The organism is Actinophytocola algeriensis (assembly GCF_014203735.1).
In the GTDB taxonomy this organism is placed as follows: Bacteria; Actinomycetota; Actinomycetes; order Mycobacteriales; family Pseudonocardiaceae; genus Actinophytocola; species Actinophytocola algeriensis.
This window is the reverse complement of sequence record NZ_JACHJQ010000013.1, coordinates 77,139-99,813: the sequence shown is the minus strand read 5'-3', so window position 1 is coordinate 99,813 and position 22,675 is coordinate 77,139. Positions and strand designations below refer to the sequence as shown.

Sequence of the window (22,675 nt, the reverse complement as noted above, 5' to 3'; positions counted from 1 at the left end):
GCCGTGTGCAGGCACCTGGCCTATGTCGGCGAGCCCGTGCGGCTCGCCGACCTGCTGCTGACGCCGGAGCACTCGCTGCTGCGGCAGTCGTGGGCGCCGCGTGACATGCGCGGCGGCGGCACCGTGAACGCGGACGGGTACGGGATCGGCTGGTACACGGGCGATCCCGAACCCGTCCGGGTGCGCCGTCCGGCTCCGATGTGGACGGACGCGGCACTGCCCGGGCTGGCCGGTTCGGTCAGCTCCGGCGGGGTGCTCGCGGCCGTTCGCTCGGCCACGGTCGGCATGCCGGTGGTGGAGACCGCGTGCGCGCCGTTCACCAGCGGGCGGTGGCTGTTCAGCCACAACGGCCTGGTGCGCGGCTGGCCGTCCTCGGTGGCGGCGCTCGCGGCGCGGCTGCCGGTGACCGACCTGCTGCTGATGGACGCACCGACCGACTCGGCGCTGCTGTGGCTCCTGGTGCGGTCGCTGCTGTCGACCGGGGTGGCGCCCGCGAAGGCGGTCGCGTCCGTGGTCACCGACGTGGCGGAGGCGGCGCCCGGCTCACGGCTGAACCTGTTGCTGACCGACGGCTCGACCATCGTGGGGACCGCGTGGACGCACGCGCTGTGGGTGCGTGCGCTGCCCGGCGCCGTGGTGGTCGCGTCCGAGCCCTACGACGACGACCCCGGCTGGCACGAGGTGCCCGACGGGCACCTCGTGACCGCCACACCGTCCAGTGTGGACATGACGAGACTGGGAGACCCATGACCGACCTGACCGTGCACCTGACGCAGAACGACGTGCTCCGCGGCCTGCGGTCGGATGTGCTGACGGGCCTGGCGGCGACACCGAAGACGTTGCCGCCCAAGTGGTTCTACGACGCGCGGGGGAGTGAGCTGTTCGAGGAGATCACCCGTCTCGAGGAGTACTACCCGACCCGCGCCGAACGGGAGGTGCTGGCCGACCGGGCCGGTGAGATCGCGGAGCTGACCGCCGCGCGGACGCTGGTGGAGCTGGGTTCCGGCTCGTCGGAGAAGACCCGCCTGCTGCTGGACGCCCTCCGTGCCGGGGGCACCCTCCAGGAGATCGTGGCACTGGACGTGTCGGAGGCGGCACTGGAGTCCTCGGTCGCTGTGCTGCGCGACGCGTACGCCCCGGCCACGGTGCACGGCGTGGTGGGCGACTTCACCCAGCACCTGGCGCTGCTCCCGGGCGGCGCGCCCCGCCTGGTGGTGTTCCTCGGCGGCACGATCGGCAACCTGGTCCCCGTCGAACGGGCGAAGTTCCTGTCCGCGCTGCGGGACGACCTGCGGGCAGGGGAGTGGCTGCTGCTGGGCACCGACCTGGTGAAGGACAAGGACACACTGGTCCGCGCCTACGACGACGCCCAGGGCGTGACCGCGGAGTTCAACCGCAACGTGCTGCACGTGCTGAACCGGGAACTGGGCGCCGACTTCGACACGTCGGCGTTCGAGCACGTGGCCGTGTGGAACGACCAGGAGGAGTGGATCGAGATGCGCCTGCGGGCCACCCGCGCCATGCGGGTGCACCTCCCGGAGGTGCACCTGGAGGTCGACTTCGCGGAGAACGAGGAGATGCGCACGGAGGTCTCGTCGAAGTTCCGCCCGGCGCGCGTGTCGACGGAGCTGGCCGAGGCCGGCTTCACCATCGCCAAGTGGTGGACCGACCGCCTGAACCGCTTCGGCGTCTCCCTGTCGCAGGCCACCGACTAGGTCGTTCGGCGGTAGGAGGAACCACTCGGCCGATGGGCGACCAGCCCATCGGCCGATCCGCTGACCAGCGAGAACGACGAAAGTGGAGGTACACGAGAAAAGAGCAGGGGAGTAAATCATGAGCGTTCTGGCGACCTTGGGCATCGTCGTCGGCCTGGCGGTCATCGCACTGATGGCGGTGGCACCGGCGCTGGTCGACCTGAACGAGCGCTTCCCGGTACGGGAGCGTGAGGAGTCCGGCGCCGCGCAGGCCGACCGGAGCAGGGCAACCGCTCGACCTCCGCCTGGCGCGGCACGGACGCCCCACCCTCGGCGGCAACTGACCTTTGTGGCCGCCTGCTGGCGTGCCGGGCACCTCTCCGAGCGAATGGGACATTCGCTCGCCGCTCCGGCCCGTTTCTGTCGGTGCCCCGGGGCATGGTGTCCCCATGACAACCATCGACCAGGTCACCTGGCTTGACGTCCCCGTCCAGGGGCCCTTCGACCTCACGGCGAGCGCCCGTTTCCTCGAGGGCTTCGCACCCGCGGCACGCGCCGACGCGGCAGCCAGCCCCGGCGAGCTACGGCTCGCGTTCCCGGTCGCACCGAGTTGGCGGCCGGTGGGTGTACTGGTGAAACAGGCGGGCCCGAACGGCCCGGTGCGCATGGCAGTCCACGGCGATCCGTCCGATGTGGACAACGCGGCGGCGGCCGCACGGCGGATCCTGTCGCTGGACGTGGACGGTACCGGCTTCGCGGCCGTCGGCGCGCGAGATCCGGTGGTCGGGGACCTGCAGGCGCGCTATCCGGGGTTGCGGCCGGTGGCGTTCCATTCCCCTTACGAGGCAGCGTGTTTCGCCATCATCGGCCACCGCATCCGGATGAACCAGGCGGCGACGATCAAACGCAACCTGGCGAGGGAGCTGGGGTCGTCGGTGGACGTGCACGGGGTGGTGCTGCCGTCGTTCCCGCCGCCCGCGGTGCTCCGGGCGGTGCCCATGGTGCCGATGGTCAGCGAGGTGAAGAGCGACCGCCTGAAGGCGATCGCGGAGGCCGCCGAGGCCGGCAGGCTGGACGCGGCGGAGCTGCGTTCGATTCCGGTGGCGGAGGCGCTGACCCGGCTGCGGACGTTGCCGGGCATCGGGGAGTTCTCGTCAGAGCTGGTGCTGTTGCGCGGAGCCGCGCATCCGGACGGGTTCCCGGACGCGGAGACGCGGTTGCACGAGGAGATGCGGCGGGTCTATCCGGTGGCCACGAAGGCGGAGCTGAGTGAGGTGGCCGACGGCTGGCGCCCTTTCAGGACTTGGGTGTCCGTGTTGTTCCGGGTGCGGCGGGAGGAGCTGGTGGGGAACTGATCGCCGGGCCCGGCTGGCCGGTGGCCGCCGCTCGCCGTGGCCGCGGTGTGGTCGTCACGTTCTCCACGGGGTGGCCAAAGTGTCGCCGCCTTCGGTGGGTCGCTTCCCCATGTCCTCCAGCTGCTGTATGTCTTTTCCTTGTCCCTCAACGAAAAAGTGCCCGGCGACTCGTGGGTCGCCGGGCACCGGGTAGGAGTGTGTATCAGCTGTTGACCATCTTCCGCAGGACGTACTGCATGATGCCGCCGTTGCGGTAGTAGTCGGCTTCGCCCGGGGTGTCGATGCGGACCACCGCGTCGAACTCCGTGGTGGTGCCGTCCTCGCTCGTCGCGGTGACCTTGACCGTGCGGGGGGTGTCGCCGTCGTTGAGCTTGGTCACGCCCTCGACCGAGTAGGTCTCGGTGCCGTTCAGGCCCAGGGACGTCGCCGACTCGCCCTGCGGGAACTGCAGCGGCAGCACGCCCATGCCGATGAGGTTCGAGCGGTGGATGCGCTCGAACGACTCCGCGATCACCGCGCGCACACCGAGGAGGGAGGTGCCCTTGGCGGCCCAGTCACGGGACGAACCCGACCCGTACTCCTTGCCGGCCAGGACGACCAGCGGCACGCCCGCCTCCGCGTAGGCGACGGACGCGTCGTAGATGGTGGTCTGCTCGCCGCCGGCCAGGAAGTTGCGGGTGAAGCCGCCCTGGACGTCGTCGAGGAGGAGGTTCCGCAGGCGGATGTTGGCGAAGGTGCCGCGGATCATCACCTCGTGGTTGCCGCGGCGGGAGCCGTACGAGTTGAAGTCCCTGCGCTCCACGCCGTGCTCGTTGAGGTACTTGCCCGCGGGCGAGTCCTGCTTGATGGCGCCTGCCGGGGAGATGTGGTCCGTCGTCACCGAGTCGCCGAGCAGGGCGAGCACGCGAGCGTCGTCGATGTCCGTCACCGGGGCGGGTGACAGCTCCATGCCGTCGAAGTACGGGGGCTTGCGCACGTACGTCGACTCGCCTGCCCACTCGAAGGTGTTGCCGGACGGGGTGGGCAGGGACTGCCAGCGCTCGTCGCCCGCGAACACGTCGGCGTAGTCGTTCGTGAACATCTCCGAGGAGATGGCCGACGCGACCACGTCCTGGATCTCCTGCGGGCTGGGCCAGATGTCCGACAGGTACACCGGCTCACCGTCGTTGCCGGTGCCGAGCGGCTCGGTGGTGATGTCCTTGTCCATCGAGCCGGCGAGGGCGTACGCGACCACGAGAGGAGGGGACGCGAGGTAGTTCATCTTGATGTCCGGGTTGATGCGGCCCTCGAAGTTGCGGTTGCCGGACAGCACCGACACGACCGCGAGGTCGGCCTCGTTGACCGCCGCGGAGATCTCCTCCTGCAGCGGGCCCGAGTTGCCGATGCACGTGGTGCACCCGTAGCCGACCAGGTGGAAGCCCAGCTTCTCCAGGTACGGCAGCAGGCCGGCGCGCTCGTAGTAGTCCATGACGACCTTCGAGCCCGGCGCGAGCGTGGTCTTCACCCACGGCTTGCGGGACAGGCCCTTCTCGACCGCCTTCTTCGCGAGCAGCGCGGCGCCGATCATCACCGACGGGTTCGACGTGTTGGTGCACGAGGTGATCGCCGCGATCGCGACCGCGCCGTGGTCGATGTCGAACGTGGCGCCGTCGAGCGAGACGGTGGTCGGCTTGCTCGGGCGGCCCTCAGCGCCCTCGGCGGCGGTGTAGTGCACGGGCTTGCCGTGGCCGTTGCCGGAGGTGGAGTGGGCGGGGGCGTCGGAGGCCGGGAAGGACTCCTTCGACGCCTCGTCGACGGTGGAGTCGTCGGTCTCGTCGTTCGTGTAGTTGCTCAGCGCCGAGCGGAACGCGGGCTTGGCGTCGGTCAGCGCGATCCGGTCCTGCGGGCGCTTCGGGCCCGCGATCGACGGGACGACCGTCGACAGGTCCAGCGACAGCATCTCGGAGAACGCGGGCTCGGCCGCCGGGTCGTGCCACAGGCCCTGCTCCTTGGCGTAGGTCTCGACCAGCGCGACCTGCTCGGCGGAGCGGCCGGTGAACTTCAGGTAGTCGATGGTCTCGCCGTCGATCGGGAAGATCGCGCAGGTGGAGCCGAACTCGGGGCTCATGTTGCCGATCGTGGCGCGGTTCGCGAGCGGCACGGCCGACACGCCGACGCCGTAGAACTCGACGAACTTGCCGACCACGCCGTGCTCACGCAGCATCTCGGTGATCGTCAGCACCAGGTCGGTCGCGGTGGCGCCCGCGGGCAGCTCACCGTCGAGCTTGAAGCCGACCACGCGCGGGATGAGCATCGACACCGGCTGGCCCAGCATCGCGGCCTCCGCCTCGATGCCGCCGACGCCCCAGCCCAGCACGCCGAGGCCGTTGACCATCGTGGTGTGGCTGTCGGTGCCGACCAGCGTGTCCGGGTAGGCCTGCCCACCGCGGGTCATCACGACGCGCGCCAGGTGCTCGATGTTGACCTGGTGCACGATGCCGGTGCCCGGCGGCACGACCTTGAACTCGTCGAACGCGCTCTGGCCCCAGCGCAGGAACTGGTAGCGCTCCTTGTTGCGCTCGTACTCCAGGTCGACGTTGCGCTCGAACGCGTCCGGGCGGCCGAAGATGTCCGCGATCACCGAGTGGTCGATGACCAGCTCGGCGGGCGCGAGGGGGTTGACCTTGGCCGGGTCGCCGCCCAGCGCGGTGACGGCCTCGCGCATGGTCGCGAGGTCCACCACGCACGGCACGCCGGTGAAGTCCTGCATGACCACGCGGCCCGGCGTGAACTGGATCTCCGTAGACGGCTCGGCCGACGGGTCCCAGCCCGCGAGCGCGTTGACGTGGTCGGCGGTGATGTTCACGCCGTCCTCGGTGCGCAGCAGGTTCTCGAGCAGGATCTTCAGGCTGTAGGGGAGACGGTCCGACCCCTTGACGGCATCGAGCCGGAACACCTCGTGAGAGGCATCGCCGACGGTCAGCGATTGGCGGGCGCCGAAGGTGTCCTTGCTTGCTGGTGCGGTCACGTCCAACTCCATGGGGCCTGTGGTGTGCGGTTCGGGAACGACCTCTCTCGTGTCAAACAGTACGCTTGTCCTGTATTCGACGCCAAGGGAGGGTCGCCACCCATGCTGCACCACGTACAGATCGCCGCACCTCCGGGCAGCGAAGACCGCCTGCGCGGTTACTACACCGGCGTGCTGGGCTGGGCTGAGCTGCGGAAACCACCACTACTGGCTGCCAGGGGCGGCTGCTGGTTCCAGGTCCCGGGCCACGGCGGCCCGGACGCGGAGCTGCACGTCGGCATCGAGGAGGACTTCCGCCCGGCGAAGAAGGCCCACCCGGCCTTCGTGGTCGACGTGGACGCCACCGCGGCGGCCCTCGCCGCCGCGGGCCACGAGATCCGCTGGGCCGACCCCGCCGAGATCCCGGGCCGCCGCCGCTTCCACACGAACGACCCCAGCGGCAACCGCCTGGAGTTCCTGGCGGGCTGAGAACGTGGAACGGCCCGGCACCCCTCGCGGAGTGCCGGGCCGTTCCCGGGAAAGAACCGTCAGCTCATCGTGACGAGCGCGAGCACGTCCTCCGGGGTCAGGTCCGACAGCGCGGTCAGGCCCAGCTCGCTGTACGTGCGCAGCGGGCTGACGTACCACTTGCCGTCGAACTCGGTGGCGACCACGCCGGTGTTCTTCAGCATGCCGGACGCCAGGTTGGCCAGGGCCTGCTGGACATCCGCCGGCATGTCGGTGCCGCCGATCTCCGCCGCCACGTCGTCGGCGCACAGCTGCTGGGTCTGGCCCTCGCCCTCGGCGGTGTAGCAGTCACCGTCCTTGGCGACGCGGTAGGTCTGGCCGTCGGCCTTGATCTCGACCTCTTTCAGCATGACCTTCTGGCCGCCGGTTTCCGCGTCGGTCGACACGGTGTCCAGCTTGGTGACCTCCACCGGGGCCGGGGACGGACGGCCCGCGGCCTCGACCAGGACCGGGCCCGCGTCGTGCAGGGCGCCCATCTCGTCCGGCGGCAGCAGCTCGATGACCCGCTCGATGTCGGAGTTGATCGCGGCCTGGACCATCTCCTGGACGGCCTTGTCCGCCGTGTCGGCGCCGTTGTTCGCGATCGGCTCCGACGGCCACTCCTCGCCCGCGTCCACCAGTGCGTAGTCGGCGACGGTGTAGAAGAGGCTCGGGTACCACTTGTCGTCGACCTTGACGGTCGCGATGCGGATCGGCTCGCCGGTCTCCTTGACGACCTCGGCGATGTTCACCTTCTCGTCCGTCGACTCGGTCGGCACGCCGTCGGGGAACGCGGCCTGCATGAACTCGTCGGTCAGCGGCAGCTCGTTGAGGTCCGCGCGGAACGACACGGTGCCGCCGATGAGCTTGGTGATGGTCAGGTGGTCGTTGACCTTCTCCGCGCCGGCCTCGTCGTACTTGAGGTCGGTCGCCTCGACCGCCGCGCCGTGCAGCTTGTTCGGGTCGGCGTCCTCCTTGTAGACCTTCAGCTCCTTGAGGCGCTGGGTGGTCTTCGCGTTGAAGTCGACCAGCAGCGCGGACTCGGCGGGCGTGAGGCTCTCGAGCACCCCGAGCACGTCACCCTGGCTGAGGCTGTTGACCAGGTTGGTCGCCGCCTGCGTCGGGTTGTCCTGGCCGGCCTGGTCGCCGCTGCTCCGGTTCAGCACGAAGATCGTCGCGCCGACGCCGAGCGCGACCACGATCACCGCGGCGATCGCGCCGATGATCGGGCCCTTGCCGCGCTTCTTGGGCGGCTCGCCGCCGAGGCCGCCGAAGTTCGGCTGCCCGTACTGCTGCTGTGCGAAGCCGCCGGTCTGCGGCTGCTGGAAACCCTGCGGACCCGTCTGCGGATAACCCTGCACGGGCTGCGGGCCGGACTGGGGATAGCCCCCCTGCTGTGGCTGCGGACCGGTCTGCGGGTAGCCACCCTGCTGCGGGTAGCCGGGCTGCTGGCCGTAACCCGGCTGCGGGTAGCCACCCGGGGCCTGCTGGTTCGGATCGTTCGGCTGCCACTGGCCGCCTGAACCTGGATAGGTCACGGTTCCCCTCCTGCGTCTTCGGTCGCGCGACTGCGCCGGCCAGCGAAGATGCCGACGACCCCGACCAGTGTCAGTGCGGCCCCGATCAACGTTGTCACGGGGCCGGTGCTCGAGATGCCGAGGCGGACTTCTTCGCCACCGCCTAGGACGGTGGCGGACCCCGCCACGGTTCCGCTGATTATCGCCACAATGGCGGAAATCGTTGCGGCCGACCGGCGGAAACCGAGTGCGTACACGATGACGCTGAGCGTGATCACCGGGATCAGCAGCGTCCAGGCGTCGAGCACCAGCGCCAGCGGGCTCCCGTCGAGCACCTTGATCGTGCGGATGATCGCGATCGACTGGTAGCTGTCACGCAGCACGGTCCCCGACTTCACCCACGGCAGGAACGTGCCGATCCCGACGGCCACCAGCCCGGCCGCGGTCACCCCGACGGCGGCGATGGCGACCGGCGTGTGCGGGCGGGCCGCGATTCTCGACAGCACGTCGCCATGGTGTCAGCCCTGGCCGGTGGCACCGACGACACCCTCCGTAACCACTCTCGGTGTGTCTGGCGTGTTCATTGGGGTGAAAGTTGCGCAGGTTGTCTGAGTTCCTGGTGTTGCGAGTGGTGCTTGATGTGTCCACAGTGGCACAGTGGGGCCGCTGTCCCCGCTGTTCAGGGGAGTGCGGGTCGGCGCGAGGGAGGTTGTCACCGTGGGCAGGCTGGCCGGCACCGGGCTGCGGATCGTCGCGGCCTCACTGTTGCTCGTCGTGAGCATGGGCGCGGGCACGGCGGTGGCCGTGCCGCCCCCGCCGCCGAACCCCAGCGACTCCGAGCTGGGCGCCAGCAAGGCCGACGCGCGGACCAAGGCCACCAGGGTCGGTCAGCTCACCAACCAGGTCGCGCAGGCGGAGGCACAGCTCGCGCAGCTGGTGGCCGACGTCGAGCTGAAGATGGAGGACGCCAACCGGGCGCTGGTCGACCTGCAGACCGCGCAGGACGAGGCCGCCAAGGCGAAGTCCGACGCGGACGTCGCGAAGGTCGCCGCGGCCACCGCGTCCTCCGATGTGGACAACGCGCGCGAGCAGCTCGACGAGTTCGCCGCAGGCAGCTACAAGCAGGGCTCGACCATCGGCTCGATGTCGGCCTACATCGGCTCGAAGAGCCCGGAGGACCTGCTCCAGCGCGCGCAGCTGCTGGAGGCGGTCGGCGAGAGCAGGCTCGACGCACTGGACACCATGGAGGTGGCCAGGACCGACCAGGCGAACAAGGACTCCGCCGCCCGCGAGGCGCTCGACCTCGCCAACCAGAAGCAGGCGGCGGCCGCGGCGGCCAAGCAGGCGGCCGACGCCGCCACCGCCGCCGCGCGGCAGGCCCAGACCGACCAGGTCGCGGCGACCTCCCAGCTCGAGTCGCAGAAGAGCGCCGCCGAAGCCCAGCTCACGGCGGCGCAGGCCAACACGTCGGGCCTGTCGAGCCAGCGGCAGCGCTACCTCGACTGGCTCGCCGCCAAGCAGGCCGAGGAAGCCGCGCAGTCCCGCCCGTCCGGCGGCGGCGGCGGTGGTGGTGGCGGCGGCGGAGGAGTGGCGCTGCCCCCGTCGTCCGGCGGCGCGCGCACGGTGATCAACCGCGCGATGACGCAGCTCGGCGTCCCCTACGCCTGGGGAGGCGGCAACGCGCACGGCCCGACCAGGGGCATCCGCGACGGCGGCGTCGCCGACTCCCACGGCGACTACAACAAGATCGGCTTCGACTGCTCCGGCCTGATGATCTACGCGTTCGCGGGCGTCGGCGTCCGGTTGCCGCACTACAGCGGCTACCAGGCACGGGCCGGCAGGCGCGTGCCGCTGTCCCAGAAGGCGCCGGGCGACATGCTGTTCTGGGCGACCCGCGGCCGCATCCACCACGTCGCCCTCTACATCGGCGACGGCCGGATGATCGAGGCCCCGTTCTCCGGCTCCCGCGTCCGGGTCACGTCCGTCCGCTACGGCGGCATCGTCGGCTACGCCACCAGGGTCCTCTGACCCACCGTCACACCGGCGCGAGCGGCCGGTGCGGACCGGTGGGCAGCTCCACCTCGACGGGGTCGTCGGCGCGGACCGCGCCGTCGGCCAGGACGATCGCCATGACGCCCGCCTTGCGGACGAGGGCACCGTGTTCGTCGCGGTCCAGCACCGCTTTCATCAGGCCCGGCTGGAAGGCGTCGAGCTGCACGCACGGGTTGCGCAGGCCGGTCACCTCGACCACCGCCGAGTCGCCGAGGCGCAGGCGGGTGCCCGTCGGCAGCGCGAGGAGGTCGACGCCGCGGGTGGTCACGTTCTCGCCCATGTCGCCCGCCGTGACGGTGAAGCCCGCCGCGAGCAGCTCGTCGTGCAGCTCGGCGTGGATGAGGTGGACCTGCCGCAGGTTCGGCTGGGACGGGTCGCGGGCGACCCGGGAGCGGTGCTTGACCGTCACGCCCAGGTGCGCGTCCCCCTCGACGCCGAGGCCCGTGAGCAGGCGGATGTCGTCGCGGTTCGGCTTGCTGAACGTGTGCGCCGGGCTGCTGCTGACCGCCGTGACATGTCCGCCCATGTCAGCGGCCCCGCTTCGCGGACAGAGCGCGGGCGTGGGTGACGCCCCGGGGCAGCTCGCGCGCCCGGCCGGCCGGGTCGGTGTCGTACGCCATGATCAGGAGTATGCGCCCGTAACCGGTGGCCACCGCGTGAGAGCCTGGTGATCATGCCGGTGCCCGCTGACCCGACGGTCCTCCACCCGATGCCCGACCAGCCGAGAGTGGTGTTGCTCAGGCCGCTGGTGACGTCCCCGCTGATCGAGGTCGGGGAGTACACCTACTACGACGACCCGGACGACGCGACCGCGTTCGAGACGCGCAACGTGCTCTACCACTACGGGCCGGAGAAGCTGGTGATCGGCAGGTTCTGCGCGCTGGGCACGGGCGTGCGGTTCATCATGAACGGCGCCAACCACCGCATGGACGGCCCGTCGACGTTCCCGTTCCCCACCATGGGCGGCTCGTGGGCCGAGCACATGGACCTCCTCACCGGCCTCCCGAACCGCGGCGACACCGTGGTCGGCAACGACGTCTGGTTCGGCCACGGCGCGACGGTGCTGCCCGGCGTGCGGATCGGCAACGGGGCGATCGTCGCCGCGGGTGCCGTGGTGACGAGCGACGTCCCGGACTACGGCATCGTCGGCGGCAACCCGGCCCGGCTCATCCGCACCCGCTACGACGACGCGGACGTCAGCCGGCTGCTGGCACTGGCCTGGTGGGACTGGCCGGCCGAGCACATCACCGAGCACGTGCGGACGATCATGTCCGGCAGTGTCGACGCCCTCGCGGCCGCCGCCCCGGACACCCGTCACGGGTGAGGAGTGGACGCAGTTCACAGCCGTCACACCGCTCGTCAGGTTGCCTGTAGACCGGAGAAATAAAGCTTCACTAGGAGGTTGGTCAGTGACCGAGCCGGCGGAGTCGGTGAACGGAACGGCGGGCGAGACGCCCGCCAGCACCCCGGCGCGGGACGCTCAGCTCCTCGAACGCACCGTGTTCGAGGTCAAGCGGGTCATCGTGGGACAGGACCGGCTGGTCGAGCGGATGCTCGTCGGCCTGCTGTCCAAGGGGCACCTGCTCCTCGAGGGTGTGCCGGGCGTCGCGAAGACGCTGGCCGTGGAGACCTTCGCGAAGGTCGTCGGCGGATCGTTCACACGTGTGCAGTTCACCCCCGACCTCGTGCCCGCCGACATCCTCGGCACGCGGATCTACCGTCAGGGCGCCGAGAAGTTCGACGTCGAGCTGGGGCCGGTGGTCGCGAACTTCGTGCTCGCCGACGAGATCAACCGCGCGCCGGCGAAGGTGCAGTCGGCGATGCTGGAGGTGATGGCCGAGCGGCACGTGTCGATCGGCGGCCAGACCTTCCCGATGCCGGATCCCTTCCTCGTGCTGGCGACGCAGAACCCGATCGAGAACGAGGGCGTCTACCCGCTGCCGGAGGCGCAGCGCGACCGGTTCCTCTTCAAGATCGTCGTCGACTACCCGACGGCCGAGGAGGAGCGCGAGATCGTCTACCGGATGGGCGTGACCGCGCCGGAGCCGCACCAGGTGCTGACCCCCGCCGAGCTGGTCCGCCTCCAGGACGTGGCGGCGCGGGTGTTCGTCCACCACGCGCTCGTCGACTACACCGTCCGCGTGGTCCTCGCGACCCGCACCCCGGCCGAGCACGGCCTGGCCGACGTCGCGGGCTGGGTCGCCTACGGCGCCTCGCCGCGCGCGAGCCTCGGCATCGTCGCCGCCTCCCGCGCACTCGCGCTGGTCCGCGGCCGTGACTACGTGCTGCCGCAGGACGTCGTGGACGTGGTGCCGGACGTGCTGCGCCACCGCCTCGTCCTGTCCTACGACGCGCTCGCCGACGGCGTGCCGGTCGACCACATCGTGTCCCGCGTGCTGCAGACCGTGCCGTTGCCGCAGGTCTCCGCCCGCCCGCAGTCGGGTGGGGTGCAGCCGCCTCCCGTAGGGGTGGCTGGTAGGTGAGTCGGGAGAAGGAGCGGCCGAGCTGGGCACCGCCGATCCTGCAAGGGGACCGGATGGAGCACGGGCTGCGGCTGCTCGAACTGGACGTGCGCCGCAGGCTCGACGGGCTGCTCCAGGGCAACCACCTCGGGCTCGTGCCGGGTCCGGGCTCCGAGCCGGGTGAGGCACGGGTCTACCAGCCCGGAGACGACGTGCGTCGCATGGACTGGGCGGTCACCGCGCGCACGACCGAGCCGCACATCCGCGAGACCGTCGCCGACCGCGAGCTGGAGACGTGGCTCGTGGCCGACCTGTCCGCGAGCCTCGACTTCGGCACCGCGGCGTGCGAGAAGCGGGACCTGGTGGTCGCCGCGACCGCCGCGATCGCGCACCTGACCGGTGGGGGCGGCAACCGGATCGGCGCGGTCATCGCCACCGGCGAGAAGACCAACCGCGTGCCGGCCCGCGGTGGGCTCGCGCACGCCCGCGGCCTGGTCCGCAAGGTCGCCGAGATGCCCCGTGCGCCCGAGGGCACCCGCGGTGACCTGCGGGACGCGCTCGAACAGCTGCGCCGCCCACCCCGCCGCCGCGGCCTCGCCGTGGTGATCTCCGACTTCCTCGGCGACATCGACTGGCAGCGGCCGCTGCGTGGCCTGTCCACCCGGCACGAGCTGATCGCGATCGAGGTGCTCGACCCGCGCGACGTGGACCTGCCCGAGGTCGGCACCGTGGTGCTGTCCGACCCGGAGTCGGGCCGTCAGCGCGAGGTGCACGCCTCGGCACTGCTGCGCAGGGAGTTCGCCGCCGCGGCCGCCGAGCACCGGTCACGCGTCGCCACCGCGATCCGCGGCGCCGGTGCCGGGCACCTGGTGCTGCGCACCGACTCGGACTGGATCGCTGACACCGTACGTTTCGTCGTCGCCCGCAAGCGACGGTGGTCAGGGGGAGGAGTGGCCTGATGTTCGGCCTCAGCTTCGGCGGTTTCACCGCGCCCTGGTGGTTCCTGCTGCTGATCCTGGTGGCCGCGATCGTCGCCGGGTACATCATGGTCCAGCGGATGCGCCGCAAGCGCACGATGCGGTTCACCAACCTGGCGCTGCTCGAGAAGGTCGCGCCCAAGCGCCAGAGCTGGGTCCGGCACCTCCCGCCGGTGGTGCTGGTGATCGCGCTGATGCTGCTGACCACAGCCATGGCGGGCCCGACCGACACCCAGCGGGTGCCGCGCAACCGGGCCACCGTGATGCTCGTGATCGACGTGTCGCTGTCCATGGAGGCGACGGACGTGCGGCCGACGCGCCTGCGTGCCGCGCAGGACGCCGCCAAGGACTTCGCGAACGGCCTCACCCCCGGCATCAACCTCGGCCTGATCTCGTTCGCGGGCACCGCGAGCGTGATGGTGTCGCCGACGACCGACCGCACGAGCGTCGCCAAGGCCATCGAGAACCTGAAGCTCGCGGAGTCCACCGCGACCGGTGAGGCGATCTTCGCCGCACTGCAGTCGATCGAGGGCTTCGCGCAGATCGTCGGCGGCGCCACCGGTGCGCCGCCTGCCCGCATCGTGCTGATGACCGACGGGAAGCAGACCGTCCCGACCGACGACGGCGACGACCCGCGGGGCGCGTTCACCGCGGCCAGGGCCGCGAAGGACCAGAAGATCCCGGTCTCCACGATCTCCTTCGGCACGGGCGACGGCTCGGTCACGATCGACGGCAAGAGCCAGCCGGTGCCGGTGGACGACGAGTCCATGAAGGAGATCGCGGAGCTGTCCGGCGGCGAGTTCTACAAGGCGGCGACCGCGGACCAGCTGCACCGGGTGTACGACACGCTCGGTGAGCAGATCGGGTACGAGACCAAGGACGCGGACGCCAGCAGACCGTGGATGGTCCTCGGCACGCTGGCCGCGCTGGTGGCCGCGGGCAGCGCCCTGTTGATCGGGCAGCGCCTGCCCTGATCGTGTTCTGGCTGACACGGTGGAGTCGGCGCGAACGTTCCCGCGGCGGAAAGATAGCCTGAGCCGTCGAACGTGGCGGTCGTACGCGCAAGGAGTTTTCAGGTGGGCCGTTCAGTACTGGTAACCGGCGGTAACCGGGGGATCGGCCTGGCGATCGCCAGGGCGTTCGCCGCGCAGGGGGACGACGTCGCGGTGACCTACCGCGGCAAGCCGCCGCCGGAGGACCTGTTCGGCGTGCGCTGCGACGTCACCGACACCGCACAGGTGGACGCGGCCTTCACGGAGATCGAGGCGAAGCACGGCGCCGTCGAGGTGCTGGTCGCGAACGCGGGCATCACCGACGACACGTTGCTGATGCGGATGGACGAGGAACAGTTCACCCGGGTCCTCGACGCCAACCTGACCGGCACGTTCCGCGTCGCGAAGCGCGCGACCCGCGCCATGCTCAAGGCCCGCTGGGGCCGGATGATCTTCATCTCGTCGGTGGTCGGCATGGCGGGCAGCCCCGGCCAGGTCAACTACGCGGCCAGCAAGGCGGGTCTGATCGGCGTGGCCCGCTCGATCACCCGTGAGCTGGGCGGCCGCAACATCACCGCGAACGTGATCACGCCGGGCTTCATCGCCACCGACATGACCGACGCGGTGACCGAGGAACGCAAGAAGTCGATCCTCGCGAGCGTGCCCGCCGGCCGCTACGGGCAGGTGGACGAGGTGGCCGCCGCCGTCACGTTCCTGGCCTCCGACGCCGCCGCGTACGTCAACGGCGCGGTCCTGCCGGTCGACGGTGGCCTCGGCATGGGGCACTGACAGACTGTCCCCGGTAACTGACCTGATCAGTCAAGCTGTTCGCTCGGCAAGCTCCGCTCAGTAATGCTGTTCGCTCGGCAAGCTCCGCTCAGTAATGCTGTTCGCTCGGCAAGCTCCGCTCAGTAATGCTGTTCGCTCGGCAAGCTCCGCTAGTAATGCTGTTCGCTCCGCAAGCTCCGCTCAGCCAGGAGGACGGTTTCGTGCCCGGTCTGCTCGAAGGCAAGCGCCTGCTCATCACCGGCGTGATCACCGACGCGTCGATCGCGTTCCACGCGGCCAAGGTCGCCCAGGAAGAAGGCGCGACCGTCGTGCTGACGGGCTTCGGCCGGATGAGCCTGGTCGAGCGGATCGCGAAGCGGCTGCCGAACCCCGCGCCCGTGATCGAGCTGGACGTGCAGAACAACGAGCAGCTCGACTCCCTGGCCGACCGGGTGCGCGAGCACGTCGACGGCCTGGACGGGGTGCTGCACTCGATCGGGTTCGCCCCGCAGACCTGCCTCGGCGCGCCGTTCCTGGACGCGCCGCGCGAGGACGTGTCGGTCGCGGTGGAGGTCTCGGCGTACTCGTTCAAGTCGCTCGCCGTCGCCTGCCTGCCGCTCATGGGGCCCGGCGGCTCGATCGTCGGCATGGACTTCGACGCACGCGTCGCGTGGCCCGCGTACAACTGGATGGGCGTCGCGAAGGCCGCGCTCGAGTCGGTGAACCGGTACCTGGCGCGCGACCTCGGCCCGAGGGGGATCCGGGTGAACCTGGTGGCCGCCGGTCCGGTGAAGACGATGGCCGCCAAGTCGATCCCGGGCTTCAACGAGCTGGAGGACGGCTGGGGCGACCGCGCGCCGCTGGGCTGGAACGCCGAGGACGCCACCCCGGTCGCGAAGTCGATCTGCGCGGTGCTGTCGGACTGGCTGCCCGCCACGACCGGCTCGATGATCATGGTGGACGGCGGCGTGCACGCGACGGGTCAGTAGACCATGTCCGACGCGTTGCTGTGGCTGTCGTTCGGCGGACCGGAGAAGCCCGAGGACGTGCGGCCGTTCCTGGAGAACGTGACCCGTGGCCGAGGTGTGCCGCCGGAGCGGCTGGACGAGGTCGAGCAGCACTACCTCGGCTTCGGCGGCGTGTCCCCGATCAACGCGCTGAACCGGGCCGCCATCGAGGCGGTCGAGGCGGAGCTGGCGCGCTACGGCATCGACCTGCCGGTGTACTTCGGCAACCGCAACTGGCACCCGATGGCGGAGGACACGCTCGCGGAGATGAGCCGCGACGGAGTCAAGGCCGCGCTGGTCTTCCCGACCAGCGCCTACGGCGGCTACTCGGCGTGCAGGCAGTACGACGAGGACATCATCCGCGCGCGGGACGCCGTAGGTGCCGGCGCGCCGGAGCTGACCAAGCTGCGGCAGTTCTTCGACCACCCGCTGTTCGTGTCGGCGTTCGCGGACGCGGTCCGGGAGGCCGCCGCCTCGCTGGGGGAGTACCGGCTGGTCTTCACCGCCCATTCGGTGCCGGTCGCGGCCGACGTCGCCGCAGGCCCGCCCGAGGAAGGGGGGCACCGCTACTCACGCCAGATCGCGGAGGCGTCCCGGCTCGTCGCGGCGGACCTCGGCATCGCGGAGTACGACGTCGTGTGGCAGTCCCGGTCCGGGCCGCCGCAAGTGCCGTGGCTGGAGCCGGACATCCTCGACCACCTGGATGACCTGCACGCCAAGGGAGTGCCCGCGGTGTTGCTGTGCCCGATCGGGTTCGTGAGCGACCACCTCGAGGTCGTGTGGGACCTGGACACCGAGGCGAAGGAGAAGGCGGCCGAGCTCGGCATGGGCTTCGCCCGCGCGATCGCACCGAGCGGCGACCCGCGTTTCGCCGAGCTGGTGGTGGAGTTGATCCGCGAACACCTGGCGGACGCACCGGCCAGGAAGCTGTCGGACCTGCCCGCCGCGGGCTGCACGGTGAACGGCGCGCCCTGTGCCGCCGGCTGCTGCGAGCGTCTGCGCCGCGGTTAGAAAGTTGTTAGCGCACGCGGCGACACTGCCGCGTATGCGAAGACTTCGAGCACTGCTCGTCACCCTGCTCACGTTCGCCGGACTGCTGACCTCGGCCGGCCACGCCGCGGCGAACCCGCCAGGCGGCTACTTCTACGTGAAGTTCTTCCACTCGGGGAAGTGCCTGTCCGTGCCGAACGACGCGTTGACCAGCGGTCTGTACCTGACCCAGTGGACCTGCATCGGCAAGACGTCCCAGCAGTTCTACTTCACGTTCGAGGGTGCGACTCTCGACCCCCTGAGGAGCTGGGGCACGGTCGGGCGCAAGTACACGCTGCTGTGCGTCGCGGTGAAGAACGGCTGGACGAGCAACGGTGTCGCGATCGTCCAGCAGCCGTGCGGGACCGGGACCGCCGAGATGTGGGAGTTCAGGCGGGACTCGAGCATGCCGGCCGGCTACTACTGGATGACCAACTCCCGCAGCGGGAAGGTGGTCAACGTGTCAGGCGCGTCCACCGCGAACGGCGCCAGCGTGATCCAGTACCCAGCACAGCACGCGTACAACTCGTACGTGACGTTCGTGCCCGCATAAGCGCTGCCGGAGAACGCCGAGTGGGGGCGGCTGGTCAACGCGAACAGCGGGTTGTGCATGGCCGTGCAGAACGAACGGTGCCAAGCTGATTCAGCACCCGGTGCAGTACGCGGTCAACGAGTACGTGACGTGGCGGAAGGCGTGCCAGGTGTGCCCGTGAGCCGCAGGTAGGCCTCGCCGCGGGGGGAGAGGCGGTAGCCGACCTCCAGGCTGAGCGTCAGGCCGAGGTTCTTGAGTTTGCGCACGTCCACTTTGAACGGGAGCATCTCGCGGCCCAGCTCCGCCGCGAGGTCTCCCGCTCGGACGCCGGGCCTGCGGTCGATGATGGCAAGCGTTTGCCCCGTCCACGGGCCGTGGTTGCTCGCGCGGTCCAGCCGCTCCAGGCGCAGCGCGATCTCCGCACGGTCCTCAGTGGACAGTTCGGCGGTGGCGGCCAGTGCGGCACGGGGATCGTCGTCCTCGGCCAGGTGCAGGCGCAACAGGAACACCGGATCCCCGGGCGTGCCACGGAGATCCGCCACCGCGGCGGCCACGGACGGGTAACCCGCGGCACGGGCGTCGGCGCTGCGGATGCGCGACGGCGCCACCGTGGAGACCTCGTCGACGACGATGCGCCCGGCCGCGGTCCGGTAGGTGTTCCCGGCGGTCACCTGGCTGCGGCGCCACCGGCGGAACATCACCGTGATGGTGCCGTCCCTGATGCCATCACGAAGGCGTTGCTCAATCAACATGGCCTCGCTCGGCTCGGCGTTCGCGGGCCTTGACCCGGTGTCTTCCCTCCTGCGCTGCTCGGTCGCTCGTGGCCGAGCTCCCTGCGCTGCTCGTCGGTCCAGACGCCGGCGGCCCGCTCAGTGAACATGGCCTCGCTCGGCTCGGCGTTCGCGGGCCTTACGCGGCCCGGTCAGTGAGCGTCGGACACGTCGAGCGCGCGGACCGCCTCGGCGACCGCGGCGCAGCGGGCCACGCGGACGGCGTGGAACAGCGGGCGCAGGGCCTCGGCGCGTTTGTGGGCCGCCGACGCGGACAGCGCGCCGCCCGGCTCGTCCTCCATCGCCAGCTCCAGGATCGCCGCCACCTCCGCGGCGCGCTGCAGCACCCGGAGCGCGCGCTGCGGCATGCCCGCCGGCCAGCTGGCGCCGGTGCGCTCGGCGATGCGCGCCTGCAGTTCCTCGCGGACACCGGCGCGCTGCTTGGCCACGCCCAGCTCGATGAGCATGCCTGCCGCGACGCGCATGGCGCCGGTCAGTTCGTGCTCGGCCTCGCCGATCGGCACGTTCGGGGTCGGCATCAACCGCTCGACCTCGTACACCGTCCAGCGGATGATGCCGGTGTCGACCTTCTTGCCGAGCTTCTCCGGCACGGCGCCGAGCCCGTTCAGGACCACCGCCTCGCCGACGCGTAACGCGTGGGCCGCGAACTGGCCCGCGCCGCCGAGGCCGCGCACGTCACCGGGCACCGGCATCACGAGCTCGGCGGTCACGGCGCCGGACCGGCGCAGCGCCGCGAGCATCGCGGCGGGAGAACCGCCCGCGGTGCCCCGGACGGGGATCTCGAGGGTGGAGGCGAGCCGCTCGTCCGCGGCGACCACCTCATGGAACTCGGCCCAGTCCTGCAGGGCGTCGAGCACATCGTCGGCGGCGGCCGCGCCACTCAGCCAGGCCGAGCTCCACACCGCCAATGTCGCGCTGGGGGATGACACGACAAGAAGATTACGCGACGATGGTCGGTTGCCTGCGGGGTGGTGATCAGTGCTCGCCAGCCTAACGTCGGGACGGCTCGCCCAGCCGCTCCGTGAGCATGTCGCGGAAGCCGTCCAGGTCCTCCTGCGTGCCGAACGCGCGGCCGGGGACCGGGAAGAGCGCCGACTCGCCAGTGCGCAGCACGAAGTTGTGCTTGGTCTCGACCCAGCCGTCGATGGTCTGCCACCGCAGGTCCGTGTACGCGGTGCCGTCGATGGTCATCATCCGGAACGACTGGGAGTCCACGGTCGCCGTCACGGTCGCCGCCGCGACCGGGTTGCGGCGGAACTGGGTCCGCACGCCCATGACCGGCAAGGCCACGATGATCGCCGCGCAGATCAGCCCGAACCCGCCCGGGATCGGCTGGCCGGCGAACAGCAGCACCGCCGACAGCGCGGCCAGCGCCATCGCGAACCACGGGGCCCAGCGGTAGATCGGGTAGATCGCGCGCAACGCGTCGTTCCAGTCCGATGGCGCGGGGTCCCATTTCAGCTCGAGCGCCATCCTCGTGTCGTCCTTCCTGGTCAGCCGTTCGATGGGCAGACTGTCCGGCATGGCACAACCAGCCCGGGTACGGGTCGAAAGGCTACGGGAGTCCGGCAGCACGACGACCCTGGAACTGTTCTTCGACCTGGTTTCGTGTTCGCACTGACCCAGATCACCGCGCTCATGGCCGAGGAGCCGACCGGCAGAGGCCTGCTGAAGGGCACGTTGCTGATCCTCGTGGTCTGGTGGTGCTGGGTGGGTTACTCGTGGGTGTCGAACCTGGTCAAGGCGGACGAGGGCATCGCGCGGGTGACCATGCTCGTCGCCATGGCGGCGATGTTCCTGCTGGCGCTCGCCATCCCGGAGGCGTTCGACGACATCGACGGCGGGCTGTGGGGCCCGACCGTGTTCGCCTTCGCCTACCTCGTGCTGCGGCTGGTGCACGTCCTCCTGTTCTGGGTGATCAGCAAGGACGACCCGGTGCTGCGTCGCCAGGTCGGCCGGTTCGCGCCGACCATGGTGGGTGGCACGGTGCTGCTCCTGCTCGCCGCGGACACCTCCGGCGACGCGCAGCTGCTGCTGTGGCTCGCCGCCGTGGTCGCGGACTACGGCGGCACGCTCGCCATCGGCGCGCGCGGCTGGCGGCTCAACTCGGCCCGCCACTTCGCGGAGCTTGCGGAGCGAAGCATTCAACCTCTGCGCGGAGCGGCACGGGCTGATGGTGATCATCGCGCTCGGCGAGTCGATCGTCGCCATCGGTGTGGGGGTCACCCACCTGGCGATCTCCTGGCCGGTCGTGGTCGCCGCGACGCTCGGGCTCGCGGTGGCGGCGAGCCTGTGGTGGGCCTACTTCGACACCGCCGCCATCCTCAGCGAACACGCGCTGCCCTCGGCGAAGGGCGACCAGCGGGTCGCCATGGCACGTACCGCGTTCACCTACCTGCACCTGCCGATGATGGTCGGCATCGTGATGCTGGCGCTGGGCATGAAGAAGGTGCTCACCTATGTGGGCGACAGCGAGCACCACGCGCTGTCGGACCCGCTGTACGGGGCGCCGCTCTGGGCGCTGTACGGCGGCACCGCGCTCTACCTCCTCGCGCACGTGGGTTTCGCGTGGCGCTGCTACCGGTCGTTCAAGACCTACCGGCTGGGGGTCGCGGTCGTGCTCGTCGCGCTCGTGCCGCTGGTCGCGAACCTGCCGGCGCTGGCCGCGCTCGGGGTGCTCGCCGCGCTGCTGATCACGCTGAACACGGTCGAGACGACCGTGTTCCGTGCCGCGCGGGACGAGGCCCGGCACGGCGACCACGAGCACCACGAGTAGCGGGCCGTCAGGCGCGGGCGACCACGAGGAGCTGTTCGAGGGCGGCGCGGGTCGGCAGGTGTGACAGCAGGTGCCGCACGCTGCGGTCCGCGTACCGCCGGTCCTCGTCGTCGGTGGCGGCCAGGGCGTACTCGACCTGCCCGGTCACGTAGTTCATGAGGCCCGTGACCGCACCGCGGAACGCGGCGAGGTCGAGCGCGGGCACCGTGCCCGCGGTGGCGTGGTAGCCGTCGACCAGCGCGCGGGCGCCTGCGATGTTCACCCCGCCGCCGGGGTCGACCGTCCAGTCCATGAGCATGTTCGCCAGCTCCCACGCCGGGGGCTGACCGCCCGCGTGCTCCCACCCGGTCACGACGAGGCCGCCGCCCGGCCCGCGCCGCACCTGTCCGGGGCCCATCGCGTTGTGCGACAACACCGGTGGTGGGGCGGCGACACCCGCGCCGACGGCGTCCAGCTCGGTGAGCACCGGTACGACGGCGGTCAGTGCGGGCGCCCAGCGCGCGCCCTCTGCCTCGGCCCTGGCCGCCAGGTCGGCCCAGCTGACCGGTGAGAGACGCAGCTCGTGCCACGGGCTCACGCGGTCGGCCCGCAGTGCCAGCCCGTGGATGGTCGCCAGGATCCCGCCCACCGTCCTGGTGACGGCCGCGCTCGCCGGCGCGGCCATCGGCGGTCCGGAGTGCGCCCACACGCACACGCGCCACTCGTGCTCGGCCACCGTCGCCACGATGCCGCCGTCCCGGTCCCGCACCGGGGCGGGGAGCAGCACGCCGGCGGCCGCGGCCGCCTGTTGCAGTGCCACTTCGGCCTCGACGTCCACGATCGGCCACCAGGTGTCCATCGTGCGAGCCACCCAGCGGCCGCGGTCGGTCTCCAGCGACCACGCCCGGCCCGACTCGTCCGGCCGGGCCAGCGACCGCATCTCGCCGGTCACCGCCCCGAGGTCGTACCGGTCGGCGATCGCGCGGGCGAGGGCGGGGTCGGCGACGGCGGCCCGGCCACGGGTGCGGTCCACTTCGGCCTTGAGATCGGTCCACGTGCGGAAGCCGTACTGGGTCGCGAGCGCTTTCTGCGCGGTGGCCAGTGTGGTCGCGGGGTCGGTGTCACGCAGACCGGCCAGGAGATCCTTGGCCTGCTGCTTCAGGTGACCGAGGTCGGGGTTGTCGGGGAGTGTCTTCACGGGAAAGCACCTCGCTCTGGACCCGGACTCGCACGGGCCACCCGGAACTCGGT

General features: G+C 70.9%; 22 protein-coding genes and 1 pseudogene. 15 read left to right on the top strand and 8 right to left on the bottom strand.

The window, feature by feature from the left end:
* Positions 1–3 precede the first annotated feature (3 nt).
* The 3 genes from egtC (at position 4) to FHR82_RS42680 (ending at position 3,049) form a co-directional block, all read left to right on the top strand.
* Positions 4–750 carry an ergothioneine biosynthesis protein EgtC gene (gene egtC / locus FHR82_RS42690; RefSeq protein ID WP_184816408.1) on the top strand — a complete coding sequence of 249 codons (747 nt, stop codon included), beginning with the start codon at positions 4–6 and terminating at the stop codon, positions 748–750.
* Positions 747–1,715, top strand: a complete 969-nt coding sequence (gene egtD, locus FHR82_RS42685; protein ID WP_184816407.1) for an L-histidine N(alpha)-methyltransferase — start codon at positions 747–749, stop codon at positions 1,713–1,715. The genes egtC and egtD overlap by 4 nt, the downstream gene beginning before the upstream one ends.
* A gap of 428 nt (positions 1,716–2,143) precedes the next feature.
* Complete coding sequence (locus FHR82_RS42680; protein WP_184816406.1) at positions 2,144–3,049, top strand: DNA-3-methyladenine glycosylase family protein; 906 nt, start codon at positions 2,144–2,146, stop codon at positions 3,047–3,049.
* A 202-nt stretch (positions 3,050–3,251) separates the two neighbouring features.
* Here the strand turns inward: FHR82_RS42680 and FHR82_RS42675 are convergent, their stop codons facing one another.
* Positions 3,252–6,056, bottom strand: a complete 2,805-nt coding sequence (locus FHR82_RS42675; protein WP_311771555.1) for an aconitate hydratase — start codon at positions 6,054–6,056, stop codon at positions 3,252–3,254.
* Positions 6,057–6,158: 102 nt separating this feature from the next.
* On the opposite strand from FHR82_RS42675, the gene FHR82_RS42670 reads away from it, so the two are divergent.
* Positions 6,159–6,524, top strand: coding sequence for a VOC family protein (locus tag FHR82_RS42670; RefSeq protein WP_184816404.1), 366 nt, complete (start codon positions 6,159–6,161; stop codon positions 6,522–6,524).
* Positions 6,525–6,583: 59 nt separating this feature from the next.
* On the opposite strand, the gene FHR82_RS42665 is transcribed toward FHR82_RS42670, so the two are convergent.
* Together FHR82_RS42665 and FHR82_RS42660 are read right to left on the bottom strand one after the other, a co-directional pair.
* The gene (locus tag FHR82_RS42665) at positions 6,584–8,080 is read right to left on the bottom strand and encodes a mediator complex subunit 15 domain-containing protein (RefSeq protein WP_184816403.1); all 1,497 of its coding nucleotides are present in this window, start codon (positions 8,078–8,080) and stop codon (positions 6,584–6,586) included.
* Positions 8,077–8,565 (bottom strand): hypothetical protein, encoded by a 489-nt coding sequence (locus FHR82_RS42660; RefSeq protein WP_184816402.1) that lies wholly within the window; start codon positions 8,563–8,565, stop codon positions 8,077–8,079. Before FHR82_RS42660 ends, FHR82_RS42665 begins: the two co-directional genes overlap by 4 nt.
* A gap of 211 nt (positions 8,566–8,776) precedes the next feature.
* Between FHR82_RS42660 and FHR82_RS42655 the strand changes: the two genes are divergently transcribed.
* A complete protein-coding gene (locus FHR82_RS42655; protein ID WP_376706496.1) occupies positions 8,777–10,087 on the top strand; it encodes an NlpC/P60 family protein in 1,311 nt (436 codons plus the stop codon).
* Positions 10,088–10,094: 7 nt separating this feature from the next.
* On the opposite strand, the gene FHR82_RS42650 is transcribed toward FHR82_RS42655, so the two are convergent.
* Complete coding sequence (locus FHR82_RS42650) at positions 10,095–10,637, bottom strand: MOSC domain-containing protein (RefSeq protein WP_184816401.1); 543 nt, start codon at positions 10,635–10,637, stop codon at positions 10,095–10,097.
* A 147-nt stretch (positions 10,638–10,784) separates the two neighbouring features.
* Between FHR82_RS42650 and FHR82_RS42645 the strand changes: the two genes are divergently transcribed.
* The 8 genes from FHR82_RS42645 (at position 10,785) to FHR82_RS42610 (ending at position 17,899) form a co-directional block, all read left to right on the top strand.
* Entirely contained in the window at positions 10,785–11,435 is a 651-nt protein-coding gene (locus tag FHR82_RS42645; RefSeq protein ID WP_184816400.1) for a CatB-related O-acetyltransferase, read from the top strand.
* A gap of 85 nt (positions 11,436–11,520) precedes the next feature.
* Positions 11,521–12,594 carry an AAA family ATPase gene (locus FHR82_RS42640; RefSeq protein WP_184816399.1) on the top strand — a complete coding sequence of 358 codons (1,074 nt, stop codon included), beginning with the start codon at positions 11,521–11,523 and terminating at the stop codon, positions 12,592–12,594.
* A gap of 53 nt (positions 12,595–12,647) precedes the next feature.
* Positions 12,648–13,532, top strand: coding sequence for a DUF58 domain-containing protein (locus tag FHR82_RS42635; protein ID WP_184816481.1), 885 nt, complete (start codon positions 12,648–12,650; stop codon positions 13,530–13,532).
* Positions 13,532–14,524, top strand: coding sequence for a VWA domain-containing protein (locus FHR82_RS42630; protein ID WP_184816398.1), 993 nt, complete (start codon positions 13,532–13,534; stop codon positions 14,522–14,524). Before FHR82_RS42635 ends, FHR82_RS42630 begins: the two co-directional genes overlap by 1 nt.
* 102 nt (positions 14,525–14,626) lie before the next feature.
* On the top strand, positions 14,627–15,331 hold the full coding sequence (gene fabG / locus FHR82_RS42625; protein WP_184816397.1) for a beta-ketoacyl-ACP reductase: 705 nt from the start codon (positions 14,627–14,629) through the stop codon (positions 15,329–15,331).
* 200 nt (positions 15,332–15,531) lie between these two features.
* The gene (gene fabI, locus FHR82_RS42620; RefSeq protein WP_184816480.1) at positions 15,532–16,299 is read left to right on the top strand and encodes an enoyl-ACP reductase FabI; all 768 of its coding nucleotides are present in this window, start codon (positions 15,532–15,534) and stop codon (positions 16,297–16,299) included.
* A gap of 3 nt (positions 16,300–16,302) precedes the next feature.
* On the top strand, positions 16,303–17,328 hold the full coding sequence (locus FHR82_RS42615; RefSeq protein ID WP_184816396.1) for a ferrochelatase: 1,026 nt from the start codon (positions 16,303–16,305) through the stop codon (positions 17,326–17,328).
* 34 nt (positions 17,329–17,362) lie between these two features.
* Positions 17,363–17,899 carry an RICIN domain-containing protein gene (locus FHR82_RS42610; RefSeq protein WP_184816395.1) on the top strand — a complete coding sequence of 179 codons (537 nt, stop codon included), beginning with the start codon at positions 17,363–17,365 and terminating at the stop codon, positions 17,897–17,899.
* Positions 17,900–18,012: 113 nt separating this feature from the next.
* On the opposite strand, the gene FHR82_RS42605 is transcribed toward FHR82_RS42610, so the two are convergent.
* The 3 genes from FHR82_RS42605 to FHR82_RS42595 form a co-directional block, all read right to left on the bottom strand.
* On the bottom strand, positions 18,013–18,576 hold the full coding sequence (locus FHR82_RS42605) for a hypothetical protein (RefSeq protein ID WP_225944126.1): 564 nt from the start codon (positions 18,574–18,576) through the stop codon (positions 18,013–18,015).
* A gap of 224 nt (positions 18,577–18,800) precedes the next feature.
* Positions 18,801–19,598: an Rv1486c family protein gene (locus FHR82_RS42600; RefSeq protein WP_184816393.1), complete on the bottom strand. Its 798-nt coding sequence runs from the start codon at positions 19,596–19,598 to the stop codon at positions 18,801–18,803.
* 61 nt (positions 19,599–19,659) lie between these two features.
* Entirely contained in the window at positions 19,660–20,193 is a 534-nt protein-coding gene (locus FHR82_RS42595) for a YcxB family protein (protein ID WP_184816392.1), read from the bottom strand.
* A 114-nt stretch (positions 20,194–20,307) separates the two neighbouring features.
* Between FHR82_RS42595 and FHR82_RS48210 the strand changes: the two are divergent.
* Positions 20,308–20,736 (top strand): annotated as a pseudogene (locus tag FHR82_RS48210) (low temperature requirement protein A); the annotation flags it as partial.
* 61 nt (positions 20,737–20,797) lie between these two features.
* Positions 20,798–21,445, top strand: a complete 648-nt coding sequence (locus tag FHR82_RS45450; protein ID WP_221464990.1) for a low temperature requirement protein A — start codon at positions 20,798–20,800, stop codon at positions 21,443–21,445.
* 7 nt (positions 21,446–21,452) lie between these two features.
* Here the strand turns inward: FHR82_RS45450 and FHR82_RS42585 are convergent, their stop codons facing one another.
* Positions 21,453–22,622, bottom strand: coding sequence for a phosphotransferase (locus FHR82_RS42585; protein ID WP_184816391.1), 1,170 nt, complete (start codon positions 22,620–22,622; stop codon positions 21,453–21,455).
* Positions 22,623–22,675 lie beyond the last annotated feature (53 nt).

Coding starts and splice junctions, on each gene's coding strand:
- FHR82_RS42670 (WP_184816404.1), top strand. CDS start 6,159: ATGCTGCACCACGTACAGATCGCCGCACCTCCGGGCAGCGAAGACCGC.
- FHR82_RS42635 (WP_184816481.1), top strand. CDS start 12,648: ATGGAGCACGGGCTGCGGCTGCTCGAACTGGACGTGCGCCGCAGGCTC.
- FHR82_RS42650 (WP_184816401.1), bottom strand. CDS start 10,637: ATGGGCGGACATGTCACGGCGGTCAGCAGCAGCCCGGCGCACACGTTC.
- FHR82_RS42645 (WP_184816400.1), top strand. CDS start 10,785: ATGCCGGTGCCCGCTGACCCGACGGTCCTCCACCCGATGCCCGACCAG.
- FHR82_RS42680 (WP_184816406.1), top strand. CDS start 2,144: ATGACAACCATCGACCAGGTCACCTGGCTTGACGTCCCCGTCCAGGGG.
- FHR82_RS42630 (WP_184816398.1), top strand. CDS start 13,532: ATGTTCGGCCTCAGCTTCGGCGGTTTCACCGCGCCCTGGTGGTTCCTG.
- FHR82_RS42595 (WP_184816392.1), bottom strand. CDS start 20,193: ATGCCGGACAGTCTGCCCATCGAACGGCTGACCAGGAAGGACGACACG.
- FHR82_RS42605 (WP_225944126.1), bottom strand. CDS start 18,576: ATGTTCCGCCGGTGGCGCCGCAGCCAGGTGACCGCCGGGAACACCTAC.
- FHR82_RS42610 (WP_184816395.1), top strand. CDS start 17,363: ATGCGAAGACTTCGAGCACTGCTCGTCACCCTGCTCACGTTCGCCGGA.
- FHR82_RS42615 (WP_184816396.1), top strand. CDS start 16,303: ATGTCCGACGCGTTGCTGTGGCTGTCGTTCGGCGGACCGGAGAAGCCC.
- egtD (WP_184816407.1), top strand. CDS start 747: ATGACCGACCTGACCGTGCACCTGACGCAGAACGACGTGCTCCGCGGC.